25 protein-coding genes are annotated in these 21,234 nt (G+C 41.2%); 4 read left to right on the top strand and 21 right to left on the bottom strand.

Going from position 1 to position 21,234, the window contains the following annotated elements; all coding sequences use genetic code 11:
- Positions 1-26 precede the first annotated feature (26 nt).
- Together P3L44_RS17530 and P3L44_RS17535 are read left to right on the top strand one after the other, a co-directional pair.
- Positions 27-1,007 (top strand): hypothetical protein, encoded by a 981-nt coding sequence (locus P3L44_RS17530; protein WP_272662810.1) that lies wholly within the window; start codon positions 27-29, stop codon positions 1,005-1,007.
- Positions 1,008-1,410: 403 nt separating this feature from the next.
- Positions 1,411-1,728, top strand: a complete 318-nt coding sequence (locus P3L44_RS17535) for an MGMT family protein (RefSeq protein WP_094961548.1) — start codon at positions 1,411-1,413, stop codon at positions 1,726-1,728.
- A gap of 228 nt (positions 1,729-1,956) precedes the next feature.
- Here the strand turns inward: P3L44_RS17535 and P3L44_RS17540 are convergent, their stop codons facing one another.
- On the bottom strand, positions 1,957-3,528 hold the full coding sequence (locus P3L44_RS17540) for an AbgT family transporter (RefSeq protein ID WP_110591172.1): 1,572 nt from the start codon (positions 3,526-3,528) through the stop codon (positions 1,957-1,959).
- Positions 3,529-3,984: 456 nt separating this feature from the next.
- On the opposite strand from P3L44_RS17540, the gene P3L44_RS17545 reads away from it, so the two are divergent.
- A complete protein-coding gene (locus tag P3L44_RS17545; protein ID WP_004259005.1) occupies positions 3,985-4,365 on the top strand; it encodes a DUF1992 domain-containing protein in 381 nt (126 codons plus the stop codon).
- A 200-nt stretch (positions 4,366-4,565) separates the two neighbouring features.
- Positions 4,566-4,973 (top strand): DUF2628 domain-containing protein, encoded by a 408-nt coding sequence (locus P3L44_RS17550; protein WP_140171707.1) that lies wholly within the window; start codon positions 4,566-4,568, stop codon positions 4,971-4,973.
- 73 nt (positions 4,974-5,046) lie between these two features.
- Here the strand turns inward: P3L44_RS17550 and P3L44_RS17555 are convergent, their stop codons facing one another.
- From P3L44_RS17555 to P3L44_RS17650, 20 genes are all read right to left on the bottom strand, one after another.
- On the bottom strand, positions 5,047-5,748 hold the full coding sequence (locus P3L44_RS17555; RefSeq protein WP_036958053.1) for a helix-turn-helix domain-containing protein: 702 nt from the start codon (positions 5,746-5,748) through the stop codon (positions 5,047-5,049).
- 80 nt (positions 5,749-5,828) lie between these two features.
- Positions 5,829-6,134: a type II toxin-antitoxin system RelE/ParE family toxin gene (locus tag P3L44_RS17560; protein ID WP_272662811.1), complete on the bottom strand. Its 306-nt coding sequence runs from the start codon at positions 6,132-6,134 to the stop codon at positions 5,829-5,831.
- Complete coding sequence (locus P3L44_RS17565) at positions 6,127-6,369, bottom strand: type II toxin-antitoxin system ParD family antitoxin (RefSeq protein WP_094961552.1); 243 nt, start codon at positions 6,367-6,369, stop codon at positions 6,127-6,129. Before P3L44_RS17565 ends, P3L44_RS17560 begins: the two co-directional genes overlap by 8 nt.
- A gap of 74 nt (positions 6,370-6,443) precedes the next feature.
- The gene (locus tag P3L44_RS17570) at positions 6,444-6,779 is read right to left on the bottom strand and encodes a tRNA-binding protein (protein WP_272662812.1); all 336 of its coding nucleotides are present in this window, start codon (positions 6,777-6,779) and stop codon (positions 6,444-6,446) included.
- A 196-nt stretch (positions 6,780-6,975) separates the two neighbouring features.
- Positions 6,976-7,302, bottom strand: a complete 327-nt coding sequence (locus P3L44_RS17575) for a DMT family transporter (RefSeq protein ID WP_004259019.1) — start codon at positions 7,300-7,302, stop codon at positions 6,976-6,978.
- Positions 7,303-7,323: 21 nt separating this feature from the next.
- On the bottom strand, positions 7,324-7,752 hold the full coding sequence (locus P3L44_RS17580) for a DMT family transporter (protein ID WP_140171710.1): 429 nt from the start codon (positions 7,750-7,752) through the stop codon (positions 7,324-7,326).
- Between the two features lie 55 nt (positions 7,753-7,807).
- Entirely contained in the window at positions 7,808-8,473 is a 666-nt protein-coding gene (locus tag P3L44_RS17585) for a hypothetical protein (protein ID WP_227528841.1), read from the bottom strand.
- 41 nt (positions 8,474-8,514) lie between these two features.
- Positions 8,515-9,159 carry a phosphate propanoyltransferase gene (locus tag P3L44_RS17590; protein WP_140171712.1) on the bottom strand — a complete coding sequence of 215 codons (645 nt, stop codon included), beginning with the start codon at positions 9,157-9,159 and terminating at the stop codon, positions 8,515-8,517.
- Positions 9,156-9,593 (bottom strand): BMC domain-containing protein, encoded by a 438-nt coding sequence (locus P3L44_RS17595; protein WP_140171713.1) that lies wholly within the window; start codon positions 9,591-9,593, stop codon positions 9,156-9,158. Before P3L44_RS17595 ends, P3L44_RS17590 begins: the two co-directional genes overlap by 4 nt.
- 13 nt (positions 9,594-9,606) lie before the next feature.
- The gene (gene cutD / locus P3L44_RS17600) at positions 9,607-10,557 is read right to left on the bottom strand and encodes a choline TMA-lyase-activating enzyme (RefSeq protein ID WP_140171714.1); all 951 of its coding nucleotides are present in this window, start codon (positions 10,555-10,557) and stop codon (positions 9,607-9,609) included.
- 87 nt (positions 10,558-10,644) lie between these two features.
- Positions 10,645-14,076 (bottom strand): choline trimethylamine-lyase, encoded by a 3,432-nt coding sequence (gene cutC / locus P3L44_RS17605; RefSeq protein ID WP_140171715.1) that lies wholly within the window; start codon positions 14,074-14,076, stop codon positions 10,645-10,647.
- Between the two features lie 58 nt (positions 14,077-14,134).
- Entirely contained in the window at positions 14,135-15,265 is a 1,131-nt protein-coding gene (locus tag P3L44_RS17610; protein WP_004259053.1) for a 1-propanol dehydrogenase PduQ, read from the bottom strand.
- A gap of 7 nt (positions 15,266-15,272) precedes the next feature.
- Positions 15,273-15,530, bottom strand: a complete 258-nt coding sequence (locus P3L44_RS17615; RefSeq protein WP_004259057.1) for a EutN/CcmL family microcompartment protein — start codon at positions 15,528-15,530, stop codon at positions 15,273-15,275.
- A gap of 26 nt (positions 15,531-15,556) precedes the next feature.
- Entirely contained in the window at positions 15,557-17,188 is a 1,632-nt protein-coding gene (locus P3L44_RS17620) for an acetaldehyde dehydrogenase (acetylating) (protein ID WP_272662813.1), read from the bottom strand.
- 70 nt (positions 17,189-17,258) lie between these two features.
- A complete protein-coding gene (locus tag P3L44_RS17625; protein WP_004259063.1) occupies positions 17,259-17,537 on the bottom strand; it encodes a BMC domain-containing protein in 279 nt (92 codons plus the stop codon).
- A gap of 15 nt (positions 17,538-17,552) precedes the next feature.
- The gene (locus P3L44_RS17630; protein ID WP_004259066.1) at positions 17,553-17,837 is read right to left on the bottom strand and encodes a BMC domain-containing protein; all 285 of its coding nucleotides are present in this window, start codon (positions 17,835-17,837) and stop codon (positions 17,553-17,555) included.
- Positions 17,838-17,858: 21 nt separating this feature from the next.
- Complete coding sequence (locus tag P3L44_RS17635) at positions 17,859-18,137, bottom strand: BMC domain-containing protein (RefSeq protein WP_004249182.1); 279 nt, start codon at positions 18,135-18,137, stop codon at positions 17,859-17,861.
- A gap of 635 nt (positions 18,138-18,772) precedes the next feature.
- Positions 18,773-19,291, bottom strand: coding sequence for a FidL-like protein (locus tag P3L44_RS17640; protein ID WP_272662814.1), 519 nt, complete (start codon positions 19,289-19,291; stop codon positions 18,773-18,775).
- Positions 19,288-19,965, bottom strand: a complete 678-nt coding sequence (locus tag P3L44_RS17645) for a winged helix family transcriptional regulator (RefSeq protein ID WP_316928251.1) — start codon at positions 19,963-19,965, stop codon at positions 19,288-19,290. The genes P3L44_RS17640 and P3L44_RS17645 overlap by 4 nt, the downstream gene beginning before the upstream one ends.
- Complete coding sequence (locus tag P3L44_RS17650) at positions 19,965-21,173, bottom strand: IS256 family transposase (RefSeq protein ID WP_193834265.1); 1,209 nt, start codon at positions 21,171-21,173, stop codon at positions 19,965-19,967. The genes P3L44_RS17645 and P3L44_RS17650 overlap by 1 nt, the downstream gene beginning before the upstream one ends.
- Positions 21,174-21,234: the final 61 nt, after the last annotated feature.

Genomic DNA, 21,234 nt, shown 5'->3' on the forward strand with positions numbered 1-21,234 from the left:
AAATACAAATGTGGGAACTTACTGAAATGAAATTTAAAAAACGGTCATGGCAAAGTAGCGTGTTCTTTCTCCTTCTGATGTCAACTTCTGCCGCGTATGCCGGAGTGACATGCCGACCGGGTAATAGTGTACCCGGCTCGACGGGAAATGCGTGGAACCCACTCCCTGAAGTCTATATTGATATGAATACAACCCCCGGCACCGTTGCTCCCGGCACGCTATTGGGCTCTGCCAGTAGTGGTTTCTTTTCATGGGCTTGTGTGTTTTCAGGCTCAAAGGCGGAGCGGACAATTTGGTTTAACAACCAAACGCCAACAACCATAAAAAATACACTTAAAAACAGCGGTGTTAGGCTTTATCAGGACAGTATGTATAGTGGCTCTGTTGAAATAACTGCGGCCAACACCCCGCAGTTAGAAGTGGGCGTCTGGGAAGCGGGCCCTAAAAATGTGCTATTTGGTTACACGTATCGAGTGGTCAGAGGTACGGGAGAGTTAAAATCTTTTGATACCGGTGTTTTTAATGTTGGTTATCACAGTGATTACCAGAGAAAAAGTTTAGGGGATATCTATCAGGCGAGGATTATCGGGAAATTGGTGAACTATTGCCCAACACCGATTGTCCGCATGAGCGATAAAGTGGTTGATTTTAAAGAGCTCACAGCTGAAAATTTTGAAGGTGGTCAAACAGTTAGAGAAAACTTTTCATTAGATTTAGTGCCCGATTCAACGTGTGATGCGGCATTAGAAGTCAGTGTTGCGTTCCAAAGCAACAGTGGCGTGATAAATAAAAAGTACATCGTCTTTAACAATGGCCTACAAGCTGCAATTACAGACAGAACCAATAACCAACAGGTTGCGTTTGATCAGTATTATTATAAAGGGAGTATCAGTAAACAACAGCCCGGCTATTTCCCTTACAGTATCGAGTTATCCAAGAAAGATGCTGAAGCCATTAAATCAGGGCAGTTCAGTAACACTGTGAATGTTTTATTTACCTACCGTTAGTGAGTTTTAGGTTTGTATTAAGTCAATATCACCTTTGTGCGGTGGTATTGGCTTAGCCTAAAATGGAGGAGAGATAATGAGGTTTTTGCCTTAATCTCTACAATGTCACTTACTATTAGTAAAAATAATAGAAATATAAAGAAGGCGTGTGATATTAAGAAAGAGATAATTCAAATCAAAGTTCCTCTACGCCCATGAAAAATATAATTACTTAATTCAACACCATTTACAGCTTAAAACTCAAGTCATAAAACAGATACTTCCCCCTCTCATCCCATTGTGGTGATTTCCGCCAAAGAAAACTATCACATTGACAAACTTGCTATACAATTTAATCATGCACTGCCCACCAACGCCTACATATTTAGGTTGATAAACACCCATCGTAATTGAGGCTATAACCATGAACAACGCGCCATCTTTCCGAGACATCATTTATAGTCTTATAGGGAGTATCCCAAGAGGTAGAGTTGTCACTTACGGAACGTTGGCAAAAATGGCAGGTTACCCAGCTCATGTACGCCAAGTTTGCCAAGTTATTAGAACCATCCCTGCGGGAAGTTCTTTGCCTTGCCACCGTATTATTAATAGTCAGGGTAAGTTATCAGTCAAAGGCGAGTGCTATCTACGTCACAAACAAGCCCTTATAGATGAAGGTATTATTTTTGACTTGAACGATAAAATAAAACTAAAAGACTATTTCTGGGAGGGATTTGATTAGCTCTTTCATTCTATTAAGTATAAAAATAATTTTTACCGTAATATTGTAATTGTTGGTACTTAGTAAAATAAACTGTCTCACTCACAGTAGTTTATTTTCATAATTACTATCTAATCTAGTTCCTATGTTTAAAATAACAAAATCATAACTTACATCCTCATTGGTTGCCCTTCATCCAATGAATTAAAAATAGGGCAACCAATGGTTTTTCAATTAAATATCAAAACGCTAACTTCCCGGTGTGAAATAAATCGGGGAACCAGGCCCTACAGGAATCCCTAATACAAATACCCATACGATAAAGAACAATGACCAACCAATGAAGAAAATGATGGAATAAGGCAACATCATTGAGACAAGTGTACCAATCCCTGCATCTTTCTTATATTTCACAACAATCGCCATAATTAAGCCAAAGTAGCTCATCATCGGTGTGATAATATTCGTGACCGAATCACCAATTCGGTATGCCGCTTGAATAGTTTCTGGCGCATAGCCCGCTAACATTAGCATAGGAACAAAAATAGGTGCCGTTACCGCCCATTGGGCTGATGCTGAGCCAATCATTAAATTAATAAATGCACAGATAAGAATAAAGCCAATAAACAGCACACCACCGTGAAGGTCGATACTATTTAAGAAGTTGGCACCTTTAACTGCGATAACTTGCCCGATGTTTGTCCAACCAAAAAAAGCAACAAATTGTGCGGCAAAGAAAATGATAACCAGATATAAGCCAAGAGTACTCATTGCCCCTGCCATTGCGTCAACAATGTCTTTATCAGAACGCATAGTTTTAGCAATATAGCCATACACAATACCCGGGACGGCAAAAAACACGAAAATGAACACCACGATGCCTTTTAGGAAAGGCGAGTTGCTGACTAATCCCGTTTCCTGATTCCGTAATATTCCGTTCTCTGGTACCACCATCAACGCCAAAATTGCCGCTAATCCCCAGAAGGTAACTGATGCCCAGAATAACGCTTTTTTCTCAAGTGGAGTAACGTTTGCAGAAGCATAAAGGCTATTTTCATCTTCATCAACGGCACCACCTGTATATGGACCCAACTGGGGTTCCACAATTTTTTCGGTGATCAAATAACCTAAAATAGTGATTAAAAACGTACTGGCAAACATAAAGTACCAGTTTGCTTCTGCACCCACGATATAAGTTGGATCAATGATTTGCGCAGCTTGCTGAGTGATACCCGAAAGTAACGGGTCAACCGTACCTAATAGTAAGTTTGCTGAATAACCACCTGAAACACCAGCAAATGCGGCGGCAAGACCCGCTAAAGGATGACGACCTAATGAGTGGAAAATAATGGCAGCCAATGGAATAAGCACCACATAGCCCAATTCTGCCGCGGTGTTTGACATGATCCCCGCAAACACGATAGCCATTGTGGTTAATTTTCGCGGAGCTTTGGTGACAATTAAGCGCATAGCCGCGGAAAGTAAGCCGGCCCGCTCTGCAATTCCAACCCCTAATAATGCCACTAATACCGTCCCTAATGGTGCGAAACCTGTAAAGTTGGTGACGACATTCGCAATAATTTTTCGGATCCCTTCGGCATCCAATAAACTTACAATATGAATAATACCGTCTTCTGCCCGCCCTTTTGCGCCTTCTGGGCGCGGATCTGGCACGCTTACACCAAAGTACTGACCTATTGCTGAGGAAACTAATAAAATTGCAATTAAAATAATAAATAAAATGACGGGATGTGGTAGTGCATTACCTAGCCACTCAACCGTTCGCAAAAAACGGCTTCCCTCTTGCTTCTTTTGTTCCATATTTTCTCCTTATAAACAAGAAAAACGGACATTACACAATGTTTTTGTTTTTTACCATTTACAAATAGATCATTTCAAATCAACAAAATTCACACGATTTAGACATAAAATTCAACATAATTAGGGATAATTCATTTTTATTAGGCATTAATATTATTAATTTAAATAAAGGCGTTAATTAAAACCAAGGTAAATCAGATAAATTAATTTCTATAAGTGTGGTCAATATAACAATTTTCATATTATCCATGACGTTTATTCGTCATTTATCACTAATTAAATATTATTTTTTAGCAGTTTTATTTCATATTAATAGTAAAAACCTTATTTATAAACACTCGATAAAACCTTACTTATAATTCGGAATAACAACCCCAATAAAGAATAATCTACCAACTTTCTTTATATTGATATGGAAGGCTATAATAGTAAAAAATCAATTCATGGAGTCACATCATGTCAGTCATTGATCTTTGGGCAGAACGCCATATTCAAGAAGCTCTGAGTAAAGGGGAGCTTTCAAATTTAAATGGGGAGGGAAAAATGTTACAGCTTGAAGATGATAGTTTAGTTCCACCTGAACTTAGGGCTGGGTATCGAATATTAAAGAACTCGGGCTATTTACCCACTGAATTACAACAAAGGAAAGATGCACTAACGCTAAGCCATATGCTACAAGGTCTCTCTGTGGACGACCCCAATTATACGTCGGTGAGTAAGCAATTAGCTTTACTCGAACTAAAACTCAAACAAGCCAATGTAAATACTGATTTTTTACATGGCAACTATGCAAATTCAATTTCTGAACAAATAGCCAACAAGTCAAATACCAAATAATGTAGGTAAGTCTTACAATAAATTAATCCATTATCCGTTTACTATTTATCTTAATCATTCTTCCTTTATTTTTCTTTGCTTGATTCGTTATTAAAAATGCCCCTTAATAGTCATATTAAGACTATTTACCTCTTTTTTATATGGTTATCCAAGTATTATCAATCCCTATTTTATACTTATTAATAAGCAAGAGATGGAAAATGGAACAGAAACAATATTCTAATAAATGGCAAGAACGTTTCGACTTTTTTGATAAGCATGGTGCTCCTGATACGCCTGAATTCAAAACAGCGTTAAAAGCCGCCTCTTTCGGTAAGCGTATTCTCATTAATATGAACATTTTTGCCTTCTTCTTCGGTATTATTTACTTCTTGATTTTAGGGCTGTGGAAGAAAGGGTTGGTGATGCTTGGTATCACTCTTGGGGTTGGTCTAGTTTTGAATATTATTGATTTTATGATTGGTGGAACGATCCCTAATGCCGTCTTTACAGGGGTATCTGTCGGTATGTCAGCGCTGTGGGCCATGGTTGCCAATTATGCTTACTATATTAAAGAAACCAAAGGATTGGACAACTGGAACCCATTTGAAGGGATCCGCATGGTCTAAGCAGTAAAAAGATAAAAATTGGCTGCGGGCGAGGTGGCTAATTTTTATCTGGCAACAAAGCTCCCCAAATAACCTACCGTAAGTGACTTCCCTGCAAACGATATTCATTCGGTGTTTTGCTATAAAATTGGCGAAATGCATGACTAAATGCCGAATGTGAGTCATAGCCCACCGCTAATGCAATTTGTTCTATTGATTTATTGGATAATAATAAGCGCCCTGCCGCTTCCATGCGTTTTTGTAATAGAAACTGCATCGCCGTTAACTGTGTTTCAGCCTTTATTTTTCGTTGAAGCGTACTCACTGACATACAAAAAGCCGTTGCCATATCTTCACAACTAATAGGATGGTGTAGACGCAGTTCCACCCATTGAGAAAGCTCATCAATCCATTTATTTTCAGGTTTTAACTGTGCCAACAATAGACGAGCAACCGTGAAATTATGTTCCGGAGCTTGTGGGAAGTTTTGTAACCAATTCAAAAGGCCAATTGCAGCAGGTGTCAGAGTAAATTGCGTCATTTTTTCATTTAATGCCCATTGTGCTGTGGCTGGCATTTCTAATACGTAGTTTTGATTTCCTAGCTGCCCGCTAAATGCATGACTCACACTAGGCGGGATCACGACCCCCTTTCCTGCATTTAACAGAAAATGTTGCCGGTACATATTAATTTCCATCTGCCCAGATAACGACAAAACGACTTGCCACTGCCCATCATGTTGATGAGAAATGACGTCGTTCGAATATTGGCGAAAATGAAGCTCAGGTAATCGCAAAGGGTTGCACTCCCACGGTCAATGAATAGCAAGAGTATAGGACTATAGGTGGTAATATTGCTATAGAGGAAGTGACTGGCCTATCTATCAAATTCATCAAAATAAAAATGTTTCAGCGGTTCCACTTGCTGGTGAAGAACTCGTATAACAAAGATATCTTTGGTTCTCTGCCGATAAAAAATGACATGCTTAGAATGATTATAACGCCTAATCCCCTCTGAAATTTCCGCACACTTCAGTCCTATCAAAGGATTGGAGCTCAACATTTCTAACGCACAATGTAAACTTTTAGTATACTCATCCGCTTTACTGACACCAAAATTCACCAAAGTATATTCAAATATTCCTTCAAAATCTTTAGCGGCTAAGTTAGAAAGTTTATACATTATGTGCGGTCTTCATTTTTTTGGCTATATCATGGAGTGTGAATGATGATTCACCGCTTTTTTCACCTTCTTCAATTAGCATCTTCAATGCAGCCGTTTGTTTTTCTTGAATTTCAAGTAAACGCAGTGCGGAGCGAACAACTTCACTTGTTGAACCATACCTTCCAGATGAAATCAGTTGATTTACAAATTCATCTAATTGCGTTCCGATTGTCACACTTGTGGTACGAGCCATAAGATCACCTTTGTGTTAATTATTAACACAATTATTTTAGTGGGTTATCACCATAAAATCAATCAATGTAGGCATTAGGCTAAAAGCGCCCCATTCGGCAAAGGTAAGTTAAATTCAGCAAGAACAATCGTCCCCTTTTCATCAGGTGCCCCCGTGATCAACACTTCCGATTTAATGCCTGCTATACGCTTGACTTCAAAGTTACACACACATAGTACCTGCTTACCAATCAAATCATCTGGCGTATAATTGACAGTGATCTGTGCGCTAGAGCGCTTAATACCCAATTCGCCTAAATCAACTTCCATAACATAAGCTGGCTTTTTGGCTTTACTGTTGACTTGTGCACTAACAATAGTCCCAACACGCATTTCAACACGGGTAAAATCATCCCATTCAATAATTTGCATAAATCCATTCCTAAATTAAATTACTTATGTGTAATAAATTAACATACAACAGACTTTGCGGTTTATCGCCAGAACGTCATTTTATGTAGCCAAACCACCACAGGGCTCAGATGATAAGCAAAAAATAACCCTCATAAAAATGAGGGCTAAAGATAAATAATAGAAAGTATGTTGAAGTACGGCGTTTTCTTTTTTACTACATCGTTGAAAATGTATTCATAATGATCCCACCAGTGATAATGAGGCCCATCGCAAATACTGCTGGGAAATCGGGTTTTTGTTTATATAAAATCATAGAAACGAGTGTCACACCGACAATACCAAACCCACACCATAATGAATAAGCCACACCGACTGGGATATAACCCATTGCACGGGTTAGTGCGAAATAACACAAGCAATAAGCAACAATGACTAATACAGATGGACCCAATTTGCTAAAGCTATTAGTCTTTTTTATCATTGAAGTACCCGTTATTTCAGAGCCAATAGAAAGCGCTAACCATAAAAATCCAGTAAACATAATATTCCCCTTAACTTTGAATTAATGAGCTGTGTTATTTTTTGTTGATAATAATGAAGACTCAGTTTCATCTTTAGATGGTTCAGTTTCTTCCGGATCATCGGAGCCCATTTTGGAGAATAGATTCATGATCACAATGCCACTCGCGATCACGGCCATACCGATCATCGCCGCAGTGTCTGGGTGTTGCCCATAAAATAGCATGCCGAGGGTAGAAACCATTAAGATCCCTGTACCTGACCATGTTGCATAAGCCAAACCAACAGGAATATATTTTACTGCCCGAGAAAGTGAATAGTAACAAATAACATATAGCACAACGATTAATGCCAATAATAATGATTTAGTCATACCTTCACTATTATCAAACATTTTTAAGGTCGATGTTGCTGAGGTTTCAGAAATAATAACCGCCAGCATCCAAAGCCATGACTTTGCTTTAGGGGACATAGATAATACTCCTACAATAAATAGAAAGATTAATTTTTAATTTGATTAAATAACTTTATTTTTTAAGAGACTTTAAATAATCGATTGCTGAATCTGTTAATTTATTTTCATTCGCGCAATACCCCCTAGGGTTATTCATTACTTCCTTTAAAGTAATATAGCGATTTGGATGTTCATTATTTATTTCAGGTTTTAAATTTTCAGTAACATCACGAATTAAAAATTTATTTTCTATTTCATTAAATGAATCAAAATAAACACCTAACTTGATTGCTTTAGTGATATTTTCTTTAATCAACTGATTATAATTTTCATTTTTATTTAAACCTAAAACCTGACTTAATTCACTTTCAGGGCAACAATGGTATTTCAGTGCCAATATCGGCATGTTTTGTGATAATGCATGAAAGACTAACTCACTTTCCTCACTCATAAACAAACCATTGGCTATCTCACCAACGACTTTTGCATCAATAAACGGTAAAAACAGGCTGTCATAATGATTTAAACTATTTATTGATAAGGTGCTTTTATTTATAACACTTCCCAATTCAGCCCATTTTTCAACATCAAAAGACTGGTGCATTGATGCGGTGGCATAAAAGGAAAAAGAAACAGAATCTAACTGTGCCAGTCTTTGGTAAATAGCTTGCTGATACCCCTCAACAGGCGATAGCACCACCAGAACTTGTCGCTTTAACTGACGTAAAACTTGCTGCACAATTCGCTCGATCAGTTTTTCGTTCATTCTGCCACCACTCCTTAGCCCGCGATAAATACGCTATCGTTATTGCGTAAGCCCGCGGCATTTGCTTCATCGGTATCAATATGAAACTCAAGAGAAAAGCGTTCATCCACTCTCACGACAACTTCATCAAACACTAAGCTGCGTTCACCTTCAGTACGGATATTCACCTTTTGCCCATTCACCACATTTAATGCTCTTGAGTCCATCACACTCATATGAATATGACGCTGAGCACAAATAACCTGCGACTCAAGATTGACATGCCCCGCTGGGCCAATCAGTAAAGCATTGCCTGAACCTGCCATGTCACCTGACTCTCTTACCGGCGCTTTTATACCAAGCGCAAAGCAGTCGGCCTTAGACACTTCTAATTGCGTTTTTGGGCGAACAGGCCCTAGTACTCTGACTTTGCTAATCGACCCTTTTGGTCCCACCACCATGACGCATTCTTTCGCCGCAAATTGCCCGGGCTGTTTTAAATCTTTAAATGGCGTCAGCTGATATCCTTGGCCAAACAAGGCTTCAGCGTCCTGCTGCGAAAGATGAACATGGCGGTTAGATATTCCGACAGGGATAGCAATGTTGGAAACGCTGCCTTGTGCTGGTGTATAGGCTGAAAGCCGCTCCAATATTTTCCCCATTAATTGCTCATTCATCATGATTTTTTCCCTTTACGCGGGTCATTCTTGGTGTCTTTCACATTGATGTCGGTTTTAACTTCAACCACAGGCGCTTCTGTTTTAGCCTCAACAACCGCTTTTTCCACTAACTTTTCTGCTTTTACTTCTGGCTGAAGACTTTTCTCTAACTCACCTTTTTTACTTTTCACTGTTAGCAATTTACTGATTACGCTTTCTTCAGGCCGCGCAATCACTAATGAGCCGACGAGTAGCTGACTATTGGCGATCACTTCAATACCATAGTCAACTGCGGTGCGAACAGCACTGATTTCGCCTTGGAAACAAACGGATACCAGTCCAGAGCCGATTTTTCGATAACCTACAATTTCTACACTGGCGGCTTTACACGCCGCATCAGCAGCCTGTATTGCGGATGTCAGTCCCCGAGTTTCAATTACGCCTAAACTTTTCATCTGTCTCTCCTACTTAGTGACGAACCAGTCGAATATCGAAATCAAATTGTTTGAAGAATGCTTCAAGTTGGTCTAATTCTTCTGCGCTATAGGTTGGGTCTTGTTTAACGGGATAAATCATATCCAGTCTGTCGTACTTACCGCGACCCAACTGGTGATAAGGCAGAATATCGATGCGTTTTACATTGCCGCGTTTGGATAATTCCATCGCATAGTTAATCGCCCCTGTAATGGCATCAAACGAGTCGTTATAGCCACGAACTAATGGCATTCTGACAACCACGTTCGCGCCGAGATCAATCAATCTTTCGAGGTTGCGGCGAACATTTTCATTGCCAATACCGAATAGATTTTTATGCTGCGCAGTATCAATATGTTTAATGTCATAGAGGAATAGGTCGACAACTTCAGCTAACTTTTCATAGTTTTCTAACGATGTTGTACCTTGGGTTTCTATTGCGGTGTTGATCATCATTTTTTTACACTCACGCAGTAGAGCGACTGCAAAATCGGTTTGTAGGCTCATTTCGCCTCCACCGATTGTCACACCACCACCGGAAGAAATATAAAAATCATAATCTTGCATGATGATATCCATCATTTCGGCCACAGTGACATCTTTACCCATGATGTCTAGTGCACCGCCAATGCATACTTCTTCACATCTACGGCAACCGATACAATCAATGCTGCGATTCACGCGGTGAATTTGCTCACCTTGCTCATTAATAGTTTTGTAGTGGATCCCTGTCGGGCAGACATCAACGCATTTCCCACAATTGACGCATTTATCGTGGGAAAACATCACTTGAAACTGGCTACTTAACCCTTCTGGGTTAGCGCACCATGGGCAACGAATATTGCACCCTTTTAAGAAAATCAGTGTTCGGATACCGTCGCCATCATAAATCGAGTATTTTTGGATATTAAATATCCGACCTTTAATCTCTGCCGCGCTCATCATTGCACCTCTAACACTATGTTTATAAATCAGAATTTATTATTGTTGTTATAAAATGGCAGGTATAAATTCATACCTGCCTACATGGGTTTAGAACTTCTCAATTACAGTACGGCTAATAATTTCATCTTGAACTTCTTTACAGAGTTCAACGAAGTAGGCGCTGTACCCCGCGACACGAACGATTAAATCACGGTATTTTTCAGGCTCTTGCTGGGCTTTTTTCAGCATTTCGTTATCGACATAGCTGAACTGCATTTGACCGTTTCCTAAGATAGACGCGGTTCTTAGCAAGGTGATTAAGCCGTGGCGGCCTTCTGGTGTGTCCAATAAGCCTTTTAAGAACTTAAAGTTATGCACCATACCAATGTTCATCGTTTCAACATTCATTTTACTGATTGATTTAATGATGGCGGTTGGGCCTTGTTTATCCGCACCTTGTGTTGGGCTGATACCATCGGATAACGGCATCCACGCCAAGCGACCGTTGGCACTTGCTGCGGTTAACTCACCAATCGGCGTGTTGTTGGAGATGGATAAAGTTCCGTGACTCAGTGTTGAATACAACATGTCGTACTTACGACACTCACGCTCTGTCCACTCCGTAATATCGAGTGCGTATTGGTCAACATAGTCATCATCGTTACCAAATTTAGGCGCATTTAAGCAGTCACGGCGTAATTCGTCATAGCCTTCAAAGTTAGCTAATAATCCATCACGAATTTGCTCAAGGGTGTAGCGGCCATCTTCATAAACCAATTTGCGAATCGCGACAATGGAGTCAACATAGGTTGCAAGACCAGAGAAAATCAGCCCTGGGCCGTGGTTGATCATCGCCCCACCCGCTGCAACGTCTTTCCCTTTTTCCATACAGCCTTCCACTAGCAAAGACATTAAGGGTTTTGGTGCCACATCACGGTGAACTCGCTGGCTGATAACGGTACCGATAGCGGATAAGCGAATAATATGAGCAATCTGCGCTTTCACTGCATTATCAAAGTCTTCGAATGTTTTCAGGTCACGTAAATCACCGGTATCTAAGCCTTGGTAGCTATCGAATAGCACCATGCGACCACGGTTTAATACAAACTCAATCGCGATTGGCCATTGGGTGTAACCTGTTGAGGTCCATTGATAAATACGACCTGATTTTTGTGGCTCAACACAGCCCATCAAGCAGTAATCACGCGCATCTTCAAAGTCAAAGCCTTTACGCAACATCATTTTGATGTGGGAATCGTCGAAGTGACAGGCAGGGAAGCCCATTCCGGCTTTCACGACATCAACGATTTTTTCCATGTATTTCTGTGGTGATTGGTTATGAATACGACAAGCCAGTGATGGCTGATACACTTTGACGAAGCGAACCGCGTCCATAATTAAGTAAGTCAAATCGTTACAAGCATCACCACCAGAACGTTTTTGTCCACCCACCGTTAAGTTGATAAATGGCTGATAACCGGCAAAATATTTCGCACCCAGCTCACTCGACATCCACATTAACTCAGCACACTTGATGATAAACGCCTGCATCATTTCTAATGCTTGGTCTTGAGTTAAACGGCCTGTTTTGATGTCATTTTCATACATTGGGAAGCAATATTGGTCGAGACGTCCTAAAGAAAGACCTGTTTGGTTTTCTTCGATTTCAAACAGTGACTCAACAGTCCAAATGCTTTGTAATGCTTCTTGCAACGTCGCCGGTGGGTTCGCTGGCACGTTTTCGTTGACTTGTGCGATAGTCAGCAATTCTTCGCGACGTTTTTGGTCTGACTCCAGCACGGCTAATTCACGAGCATGCGCAGCAATACGGTGTGAATACGCCACTACCCCTTCACAGGTTTCAATTGACGCTTTATAGAAATAAATACGGTCAATATCTTCTGGGTTTTCCATACTTAACTCAGCCAGTTTCGCCTGAGCATCTGCTTTAATGCCATTCATTCCTTTGGTGAATAACAGCACGTCATAACCCGGACAAGTATCTCCACCACCGTTGATTTGGTGATAAGACAAGTCACTGACAAACGTTTCACCGCTGAATTCCCATACCCCCGCTTCGCGGTATTGAGCCTCACAAATTTCATCCAATGAGCGCCCTTCCCAGAATGGCGCGATTTCCTCACGGATCACTTTTTTGTCTTCTTCTGAGATAACAAATGGATCTTGTGGGCGCGTACTCATGGTATCGAGTTCTTCGACCACCCAGCGCCATGCGATATCTGGAGAGAAAGCACCCGCACGGGCTTTACCACATGGATGGCCGACAATCAGTTCTTCCGGCTGAATTAAGATTGGCGCAGTTTCACAAGCGCGGCGGAATGCTTTCGCACGCAATAGAATTGGCGGTAAACCTGGGTTATTTTTAACGACGTCAGTGAAGGCGAGTGCGCGATAGATAGACACACTTGGGCGTGCTTCTAAGTAGCGGTTACGCAAGCGTTGTAAGCGAGGCGTTAACCCTTCCATCACGTTGAATTCAGTTTCCGTTTGTGCCGTTGGAGCAACATAGCTGGCATTTGGCGCGGCGTATTGCGGCTGAATGCTGTTTTTTCCGCAATATAAACGAACTTTTAAGCCGTTATTGATGGCACTGATGTTTTCATGAGCAGATAACATCATAGCTGATAATTCGTTAATGCATACACGAGGGTCATTCAGATAAATGCCGTCTTTTAATGCATCGAACATTGGGTAGCCATCGACTTGCTTGGTTGAGCGAACTTCAGAGAGCTCAGCCAGTTTCAACCATAAACTTTCTACAATCTCATAAGCTTGTGCTTGGGTTAAGCGGCCTTGTTCAATATCGCGTTGGTAGAATGGGTAAACTGCTTTATCGAACCCCATTGGGTTAACTGCATAACTGCCATTTTCTAAATGCAGGATAAGTTGCAGTAAATAGAACGCTTGGCAAGCTTCTTTGAATGTTTGTGCTGGTTTTGCTGGCACATTACGTAAAATTGCTGCGCTTTCTTGTAACTCTGCGCGACGGTATTGATTAGTCTCTGCTGCTGCCATGCTCTCTGCTTTAGAAGCTAAAGCTTGCGCAAAATGGAGAGCGGCATCACATGCGTAAATTGCCGAGCGGCAGTTATTCGCCTCATCAATACTATTACGGCTAACTGCACTGCCGATATTTCTAACTTTATTTTCTAATTGCGCTTTGATAGCTAAAAAACCGATGTTTAATACCGCTAAGTAATCGGGTGCATCAATGGCGCTATCGCCAGCTAAAAACGTATAAATGCTGTGGCTGTTGATTTCATTTTCAGTATGGAAAATCGCCCCACGAGGCGTTGATGATTGGCTACCAATAATCAACTCATCTTGGGCAATAAATGCAGGAAAATGACGGATAAATTCATAAAAACGTTGTGCAGGTTTAATCGCCTGCGGTGCGCCAGACAGTTGGTTGCCAAGCGCTTCTAAAATATTGGCACGTTCAGTAATAATTGAGCTATTGCGGGCACTTAAGCGTTCAGCCAGCATTTTTACGCGTGGGGTCAAAGCATATTTATTCATGTTAGCCTATCCTGATGTTCTTTCTAGTTTGTTGTTCATCACATAAAAGCGTTAACTGTTAAAAAGACTGTCTATACAGCACTTCCAGTTGCACCTTGCTCACATCCCGTGGATTGGTCGGAGTGCAACTATCGCGCAGTGCTTGCCCAACCATTTCCCCTAAACGGGCGTTAAAATCGAATTCATTAATACCGGTTGCTTGAATGCCTTTTGGCATATTCATTTCATCTTTCAATACGTTGATTGCCATAATTAAGCTCTCAACGCCTTCACGTATTGTTGAAGCAGGTAAATTCAAGTTTCTTGCAAGACTCGCGTAACGTTTCGCGGCTTCGCTATCACAGCGGCCTTCAAAATCCGCATTGAAAGCCACGACTTGAGCCATCAATAAGGCATTGGCACGACCATGTGGAATATGAAATACGCCGCCTAATGCATGGGCTAAGCTGTGAGTTATCCCAAGTGATGCGTTAGTAAAGGCCATACCGGCAATACATGAAGCGTTGTGCATTTTTTCGCGTGCCACTAAGTTGCTACCGTCGCGATAACAATCAATTAAGTGACCAAAAACCAATTGCACTGCTTTTTCTGCTAAGGCATCCGAAAAATCAGATGCGGTGCGAGAAACATACGCTTCCAGTGCATGACACAGCACGTCCATACCTGTATCTGCAGTAATCGAAGCTGGTACGGATTTCACCAGTACAGGGTCTAAAATGGCGACATCTGGCAGCATGAATTCGTCAACTAAAACCAACTTTTCAGACTGTGACTTGATGACTGAAAATGAAGTCACCTCTGAACCCGTCCCACTGGTGGTTGGGATCGCGATAAACTGCGGTTTGACTCGATTGACGTTTTTTCTGGTGTGCCAGAGGGAGTAAATAACAGCTTTCGCAGCATCAATCACCGACCCACCACCGAGTGCAATCACCACATCTGGATATTGCATATCCATGATTTTCATGCCGTTAACAATGGCTGAAATGTCTGGGTCCGGCACAACATCGTCGTAAATCGAAAATGTGATGCCACTTTGGGTTAGCCTGCGAGTGACTTCATCAGCTAAGCCAAACTTCACCATCGCTTTGTCAGTGACGATAAAGGCATGGTGAGCACTCATTTGTGAGATAAAATCCAATGCGTTAGCACCGAATTGGACTTTAGGTTTAATCAAAAACTGGTTCATGCTGTTTTTACTCCTTGGTATAAACCTTCTCAACAATGGCAACCACTGACATGGCTTTGTAATTGTCTTTATTCAAAGCGAAGTAAGCTTCAGCTAACACAATGTCGTTAATACCTGCGCCAACACTGTCGACTGCCACATACGTTTTGTTTTTCAACGGTTCAAGGTCATCCCCTAGCTTGGTAACCATTAATAAGTTACTGCCGCTAAGTTCTTGGCATTTCTGCGTTGCAACAACATGTCCGACCACCTTTGCGAGGATCATGGTTTATACCGCCTTATTCCAATGAGTTACTTATTTAGGCGTCCGAGAACAGCCTTGATGATTTGCTCAACATTTTCTTCAGTGATGTCACCTTGAGAAACCACCGCCTCAGCAGTCGCAGCCGTTGTTACAGTGCTGCCAAATCGGTTATCGCCAGTTGGGTTAGCCGCGGCTGGTGATGCTGCCGTAACAGGGTTACGGAAACGGTTGTCATCAAAAATACTCACTTGCGGTTGATTTACCGAAGTTGATGCTGTTGGCTGTGCAGGTGCACAAGGCTGAGCTGGCTGTCTTAAATCATCAATGGAACGTACGCCATAACCGACTTTACGGATGTTCAGCAAGTTCATCGGGCCGACGTTATCTGAACTAGAACCGCCACCAACTGCCCCACAACCGAGCGTTAAAGCAGGTGTGATATTGGTCGTTGCACCAATTCCGCCCAGTGCCGCTGGTGTATTGATCAAAATACGATTGACGGGTTTTTCCAGAGAGAATTGACGAATAACATCTTCGTTCTGCGTATGGATCACCAAGGTATGACCGAGGCCTTCGTTGGTCAGTAAGTCAACCACACGATGGCAAGCTGACTGCCAATCTTCCTCGATATACATCCCTAAAATTGGGCATAATTTTTCGCGGGAGTATGGGTTTTTCGGTGATACGGTGTCTTGTAAAGCAATCAACACACGTGTGTTAGCCGGAACAGTGAAGCCTGCACGTTGACTCAGTGTGATAGCATCTTTACCAACGACTTCAGGGTTGATAGTACCGTTCGTTCTAAGCAACATGGATGCCATGCGTTTCGCTTCATCTTCATTCATGAAGTAAGCGCCTTGAGCGAGCAGTTCACGATGAACTTCGTTGTAAATGCAACGTTCTACAATGATGGATTGTTCTGAAGCGCAAATGACACCGTTATCAAAAGTTTTACTGGTGATGATGTCACTCACCGCTTGTTTGATATTGGCGCTACGTTCAATAAATGCAGGGCCATTACCTGGACCGCCACTAATGGTTGGTGTACCGGATGCGTAAGCTGCGCGTACCATGCCTTCACCTCCCGTTGCCAAAATTAAAGAAACGTCTTTGCTGTGCATCAGCTCTTTCGTTGCTTCAAGAGTCAACATCGTGACGCCATCCACAATACCCGCTGGTGCCCCTGCTTCTAATGCGGCTTTTTTGACAATTTCTAATGTGCGGAAACTGCAAGCTTTGGCATTTGGATGAGGGGAAAAGACAATGGCATTACCCGCCTTCAAGGCAATCAACGTTTTGTAGATGATGGTAGATGTTGGATTAGTAGAAGGAACTAACGCCGTGATCACACCAAGAGGAACCCCCACATCCATGACTTTGTTGACTTTGTCATCATTAATGATGCCAACGGTTTTGAGATCTTTAATGTGTTCATAAACACGCATTGAAGCAAAAGTGTTTTTCAGGACTTTATCTTGCCACTTACCGAACCCAGTCTCTTCATTGGCCATTTTTGCCAGCTCTTCTGCATGAAGTGCGGACTCAATTGCAATGTGTTTAACGATATTATCGATTTTTTCCTGCGAAAATGTCGCAAATTCTTTCTGTGCTTGTTTCGCGTTTCTAACCAGCTCTCTTGCTAGTTGTCTGGATTGCAGATCTTTATCTAATGCAACCATGTCTTCCCCCGTATCGGAGCCAAAATTAATTCATTAACTTGTCGTGTGATTGGCTTTATCAGCCAATTACTTAGGCTTTGTGTTGCTGTGCAATTTTGCCAATATCGTTGTGTGGTCTTGCAATCACACGTGAAGTCACCACTGTTCCGATACGTTTTGCAGCCTCAACACCTGACTCAACCGCTGCGTTAACGGCACCGACATCGCCTTTAACCATCGCTGTTACCAGGCCTGAGCCAACATTTTCATAACCGATTAACTCAACATTTGCGGCTTTACACATGGCATCAGCAGCTTCAATACAAGCCACTAAACCTTTGGTTTCAATTAGACCAAGTGCTTCTTTCATAAGTAATTTCCTGTTTTATTCCGTGACTTTATACTGGGCGACGATTTTCTGAATATCACTATGAGGACGAGCGATAACCAGTGATGTCACGACGGTGCCAATACGAGAGGCGGATTCAACACCTGAATCCACGGCAGCTTTCACCGCACCTACATCGCCTTTGACCATGGCGGTAACTAAACCTGACCCAACATTTTCATAACCAATCAGCACAACATTTGCGGCTTTACACATCGAATCTGCAGCTTCAATACAAGCCACTAACCCTTGAGTTTCAATAAGACCTAATGCGTCACCCATGTTTTTTTCCTCCGGAAAAAGTTATGCCTTATGCTTAATAACGATTTTATTGATATCGTTGTGTGGACGAGCAATGACTAGTGAAGTCACAACTTCACCAACACGCTGCGCTGATTCAACACCTGAATCGACGGCTGCCTTGACTGCTCCGACATCGCCTTTAACCATTGCAGTAACGAGGCCTGAACCGACATTTTCGTAACCAATTAGCTCTACATTCGCCGCTTTGCACATCGCATCAGCCGCTTCGATACAAGCCACCAGACCTTTTGTTTCAATAAGACCTAATGCATCACCCATTGTTGTTTCCTCCGAGAAGCCTTCTTTATTTTTCTTTACCTTCGATATTCCAAGCTAATGTGTCCGAGTACATGTCCCTTGAAATATCTGGGTAATCATTTACGCCAATGGTGTCTGCGCGGTGATCTATTGAACGCAGCCTTTGGCTTCAAACTCACTATAGAACCGAAAAATAAAAACAAAATATAAATCCACAAAACTATAATATTTAGTTTTTTAATCTGAAAATTAGAGTGATTAATTAAGTTATTTACATATTCATACTGAAAAAATTAAAAATTCACGTATCTGTGTTGCAGATAAAAATGGGCTAAATAAAGATTTAGCGTTAGCTAGGTAGATTGTTAATAAAATATTATTGAGCTGATAAAGGGGGGTAATTTGTGAAATGATAACTGTGGGTCTGCTCACTTGGTTATAAGCTTTGCCTACATCAGATATCCGCGAGTTAGGTTCTAACCAAGAGATAGTCTACCTGTCATGATGTCAATTTATAGCTAAATTGAGGATATTGCAGCTTGTGAATACCACATCAGGGAATACGACAAAATAGGAAATAAAGGGAAGTGGGATCGTCAGTTAACGATGAAGTGAACGGCTTCACCGCTAAGCTTATTTATTTAATGAGAACTTAATTAATCAAATATGCTGCCAGGCTTTAACGTGCAGATATAAAGTGGAGAGTTAATTGAACTGAGTAATAAAGCTTTGTCATTGAGCTTTTGCGCATTAAGAAATAGCCCATCATGGCTATCTGACATTTCTCTCATAAAATAATCAAATATCACATTTGGCGATTCATCAATAGAAGAAGCGCTCGCCTCCCACTGACTAATACTATAATGACGCTCCGTCGGTGATATCCGTTTTGTCGTATAGTTGAATTTCACATAGCGCTGTAAATACAACCAGCCCGCTTTAGAATCGGTATAGCCCTCCACCACAATTGAGCCCTTTCCATTCGCGCCAAAATTGAAGTGAATATTGCCGTTAACGTTTTCGTCTTTCATATTTTCAAAGCGCATGATGCCTTTAGTAGAGCACACCATTAAACCATCTTGTTTATTGGAAAATAAGACTGACTGGGTATAAATCGCCACAACAATAAATAACAAAAAACTCAGTAAGCATAATACTTTTCCTGATATCTTCATGATGGTTTCCAAGAATAGTAAAAGTAGTTATCGCAATAGCTAAATGGGTTATCTTCATTGACTGCACAATGTGCAAGAAATACTCGACCTAGTCCGTTAGTCTGTAATTTGTCCCCATAGAAAAAAACAAACCGTTCTTTCTCAACACACTCTAGATTTAAGTTATTCCTAACCTTATCAAAATTTTGTACATAGTTTAGTGCGACAGTGTTATTGATCATTTTTTCATTCGACAATACATCACAATGAGTATGCTCAAGCACGGTCATATTAATCGGCACTGATGGTTGATTTGATAAATAAGCCATGACCGCGAGTAAAACGGAACACAGTAAAAAGACACCGCTAGCGAGATACCAACAGATTTCTTTTTTTTCTGGCGTCAATGTTGATTCTATTTTTTTGAGGTCTACAGGCCCAGAGATAGGTTTGGGAATTGGAGATAAAACAACCTTAGCCTCTTCTATTTCACTTAAGCTAGGGATTAACTCAGAGGGAGGAATTTTAATATCATCAATTAATTCAAGTGAAACATCTGAATTAAACTCTAATCGCCCCCTCGCCACCGTCACAATAATATTTTCAATACCATATGGACGAAATGCTTTTCTTAATATACTTAGGTATTGGTTTAAATTAGACCCTGTAAATAATTCTGTGTATTTGCCTTTCATTAAATGTGACCGTCTAGGCGGTCACCAAACTCAATAATAAAACGACTCATCGCCTGTTTCCAGTTTTGAATTGGCATACTCCATTTTTTAGAGGCTGATTCGATGGCGAGATAAACCACTTTTCTGACCGAATCATCAGTTGGGAATACTTTTCGCTTCTTAATGGCATGACGAATAACACTATTGAGTGATTCAATCGCATTTGTCGTGTAAATCGCTTTGCGGATATCATCGGGGTAAGCAAAAAACGTATTTAAATTCTCCCAATGCGCATACCAACTTTTACTGATTTGTGGGTATTTTTCATCCCAAATAAGGGCGAACTTTTCAAGTGCTATCAGGGCGGAGGCCTCTGTGGCGGCACGATACACCGTTTTTAGCCCAGCGGTGACTGCCTTGTAATCCTTCCATGACACATATTTCAGGCTATTTCGTACCATGTGTATGATACATAACTGGATTTGAGTTTGCGGATATACACTATTGATGGCGTCTGGAAAGCCTTTTAAGCCATCAACACACGCAATCAGGATATCTTGAACACCTCGATTTTTCAGCTCCGTTAAAACCGATAACCAAAATTTAGCGCCCTCATTTTCAGCCATCCACATCCCTAAGAGTTCTTTATGTCCTTCGGTGTTGATGGCTAAAGCAAGAAAAACCGATTTATTGATGACGCTGCCATCGTGACGCACCTTAACGACAATACAATCAAGGTAAACAATAGGATAGAGTGATTCTAAGGGCCGATTTTGCCACTCCTGAACTTGCTCTTTAACCGCATCAGTGACTTTTGAAATCAATGTGGGTGAGACATCCGCATCGTACATTTCTTTGAATGTGGCTACGATTTCACGGGTTGTCATGCCCTTGGCGTAAAGAGAGAGGATTTGACTATCCATTTGAGTGATACGTGTTTGATTTTTCTTGATTAGCTGGGGCTCAAAGCTGCCTTCACGGTCGCGTGGTGTGTTTAACTCAAATTCACCATCATCGGTTAACAGTGTTTTAGATGAGTAGCCATTTCGTGAGTTAGAGCCTGATTTAGGCGCATTTTTCTCATGTCCTAAATGCTCAGTTAGCTCCGCATTTAACGCGGTTTCAACGGTGAGTTTAGTGAGCATCCGAGTGAACTGATTGAGATCAGCTTCGGTTTTAATTCCTTTTGCGAACTCAGCCGCAAGTGCTTTAAGTTTTTTCTCGTCCATAATCTGCCTACTTTTTAGTTGGAGTTAACATATCAAAAGTAGGCAAATACACAATTTAAAT

The sequence above is a fragment of the Providencia sp. PROV175 genome (genome assembly GCF_032707045.1).
GTDB classification, from domain to species: Bacteria; Pseudomonadota; Gammaproteobacteria; order Enterobacterales; family Enterobacteriaceae; genus Providencia; species Providencia hangzhouensis.

What these genes read in the sequence shown, in the direction of transcription:
- P3L44_RS17530 (WP_272662810.1), top strand. Translation starts at nt 27, where the DNA reads ATGAAATTTAAAAAACGGTCATGGCAAAGTAGCGTGTTCTTTCTCCTT.
- P3L44_RS17535 (WP_094961548.1), top strand. Translation starts at nt 1,411, where the DNA reads ATGAACAACGCGCCATCTTTCCGAGACATCATTTATAGTCTTATAGGG.
- P3L44_RS17540 (WP_110591172.1), bottom strand. Translation starts at nt 3,528, where the DNA reads ATGGAACAAAAGAAGCAAGAGGGAAGCCGTTTTTTGCGAACGGTTGAG.
- P3L44_RS17545 (WP_004259005.1), top strand. Translation starts at nt 3,985, where the DNA reads ATGTCAGTCATTGATCTTTGGGCAGAACGCCATATTCAAGAAGCTCTG.
- P3L44_RS17550 (WP_140171707.1), top strand. Translation starts at nt 4,566, where the DNA reads ATGGAACAGAAACAATATTCTAATAAATGGCAAGAACGTTTCGACTTT.
- P3L44_RS17560 (WP_272662811.1), bottom strand. Translation starts at nt 6,134, where the DNA reads ATGTATAAACTTTCTAACTTAGCCGCTAAAGATTTTGAAGGAATATTT.
- P3L44_RS17565 (WP_094961552.1), bottom strand. Translation starts at nt 6,369, where the DNA reads ATGGCTCGTACCACAAGTGTGACAATCGGAACGCAATTAGATGAATTT.
- P3L44_RS17570 (WP_272662812.1), bottom strand. Translation starts at nt 6,779, where the DNA reads ATGCAAATTATTGAATGGGATGATTTTACCCGTGTTGAAATGCGTGTT.
- P3L44_RS17575 (WP_004259019.1), bottom strand. Translation starts at nt 7,302, where the DNA reads ATGTTTACTGGATTTTTATGGTTAGCGCTTTCTATTGGCTCTGAAATA.
- P3L44_RS17580 (WP_140171710.1), bottom strand. Translation starts at nt 7,752, where the DNA reads ATGTCCCCTAAAGCAAAGTCATGGCTTTGGATGCTGGCGGTTATTATT.
- P3L44_RS17590 (WP_140171712.1), bottom strand. Translation starts at nt 9,159, where the DNA reads ATGATGAATGAGCAATTAATGGGGAAAATATTGGAGCGGCTTTCAGCC.
- P3L44_RS17595 (WP_140171713.1), bottom strand. Translation starts at nt 9,593, where the DNA reads ATGAAAAGTTTAGGCGTAATTGAAACTCGGGGACTGACATCCGCAATA.
- cutD (WP_140171714.1), bottom strand. Translation starts at nt 10,557, where the DNA reads ATGATGAGCGCGGCAGAGATTAAAGGTCGGATATTTAATATCCAAAAA.
- cutC (WP_140171715.1), bottom strand. Translation starts at nt 14,076, where the DNA reads ATGAATAAATATGCTTTGACCCCACGCGTAAAAATGCTGGCTGAACGC.
- P3L44_RS17610 (WP_004259053.1), bottom strand. Translation starts at nt 15,265, where the DNA reads ATGAACCAGTTTTTGATTAAACCTAAAGTCCAATTCGGTGCTAACGCA.
- P3L44_RS17615 (WP_004259057.1), bottom strand. Translation starts at nt 15,530, where the DNA reads ATGATCCTCGCAAAGGTGGTCGGACATGTTGTTGCAACGCAGAAATGC.
- P3L44_RS17620 (WP_272662813.1), bottom strand. Translation starts at nt 17,188, where the DNA reads ATGGTTGCATTAGATAAAGATCTGCAATCCAGACAACTAGCAAGAGAG.
- P3L44_RS17625 (WP_004259063.1), bottom strand. Translation starts at nt 17,537, where the DNA reads ATGAAAGAAGCACTTGGTCTAATTGAAACCAAAGGTTTAGTGGCTTGT.
- P3L44_RS17630 (WP_004259066.1), bottom strand. Translation starts at nt 17,837, where the DNA reads ATGGGTGACGCATTAGGTCTTATTGAAACTCAAGGGTTAGTGGCTTGT.
- P3L44_RS17635 (WP_004249182.1), bottom strand. Translation starts at nt 18,137, where the DNA reads ATGGGTGATGCATTAGGTCTTATTGAAACAAAAGGTCTGGTGGCTTGT.
- P3L44_RS17640 (WP_272662814.1), bottom strand. Translation starts at nt 19,291, where the DNA reads ATGAAGATATCAGGAAAAGTATTATGCTTACTGAGTTTTTTGTTATTT.
- P3L44_RS17645 (WP_316928251.1), bottom strand. Translation starts at nt 19,965, where the DNA reads ATGAAAGGCAAATACACAGAATTATTTACAGGGTCTAATTTAAACCAA.
- P3L44_RS17650 (WP_193834265.1), bottom strand. Translation starts at nt 21,173, where the DNA reads ATGGACGAGAAAAAACTTAAAGCACTTGCGGCTGAGTTCGCAAAAGGA.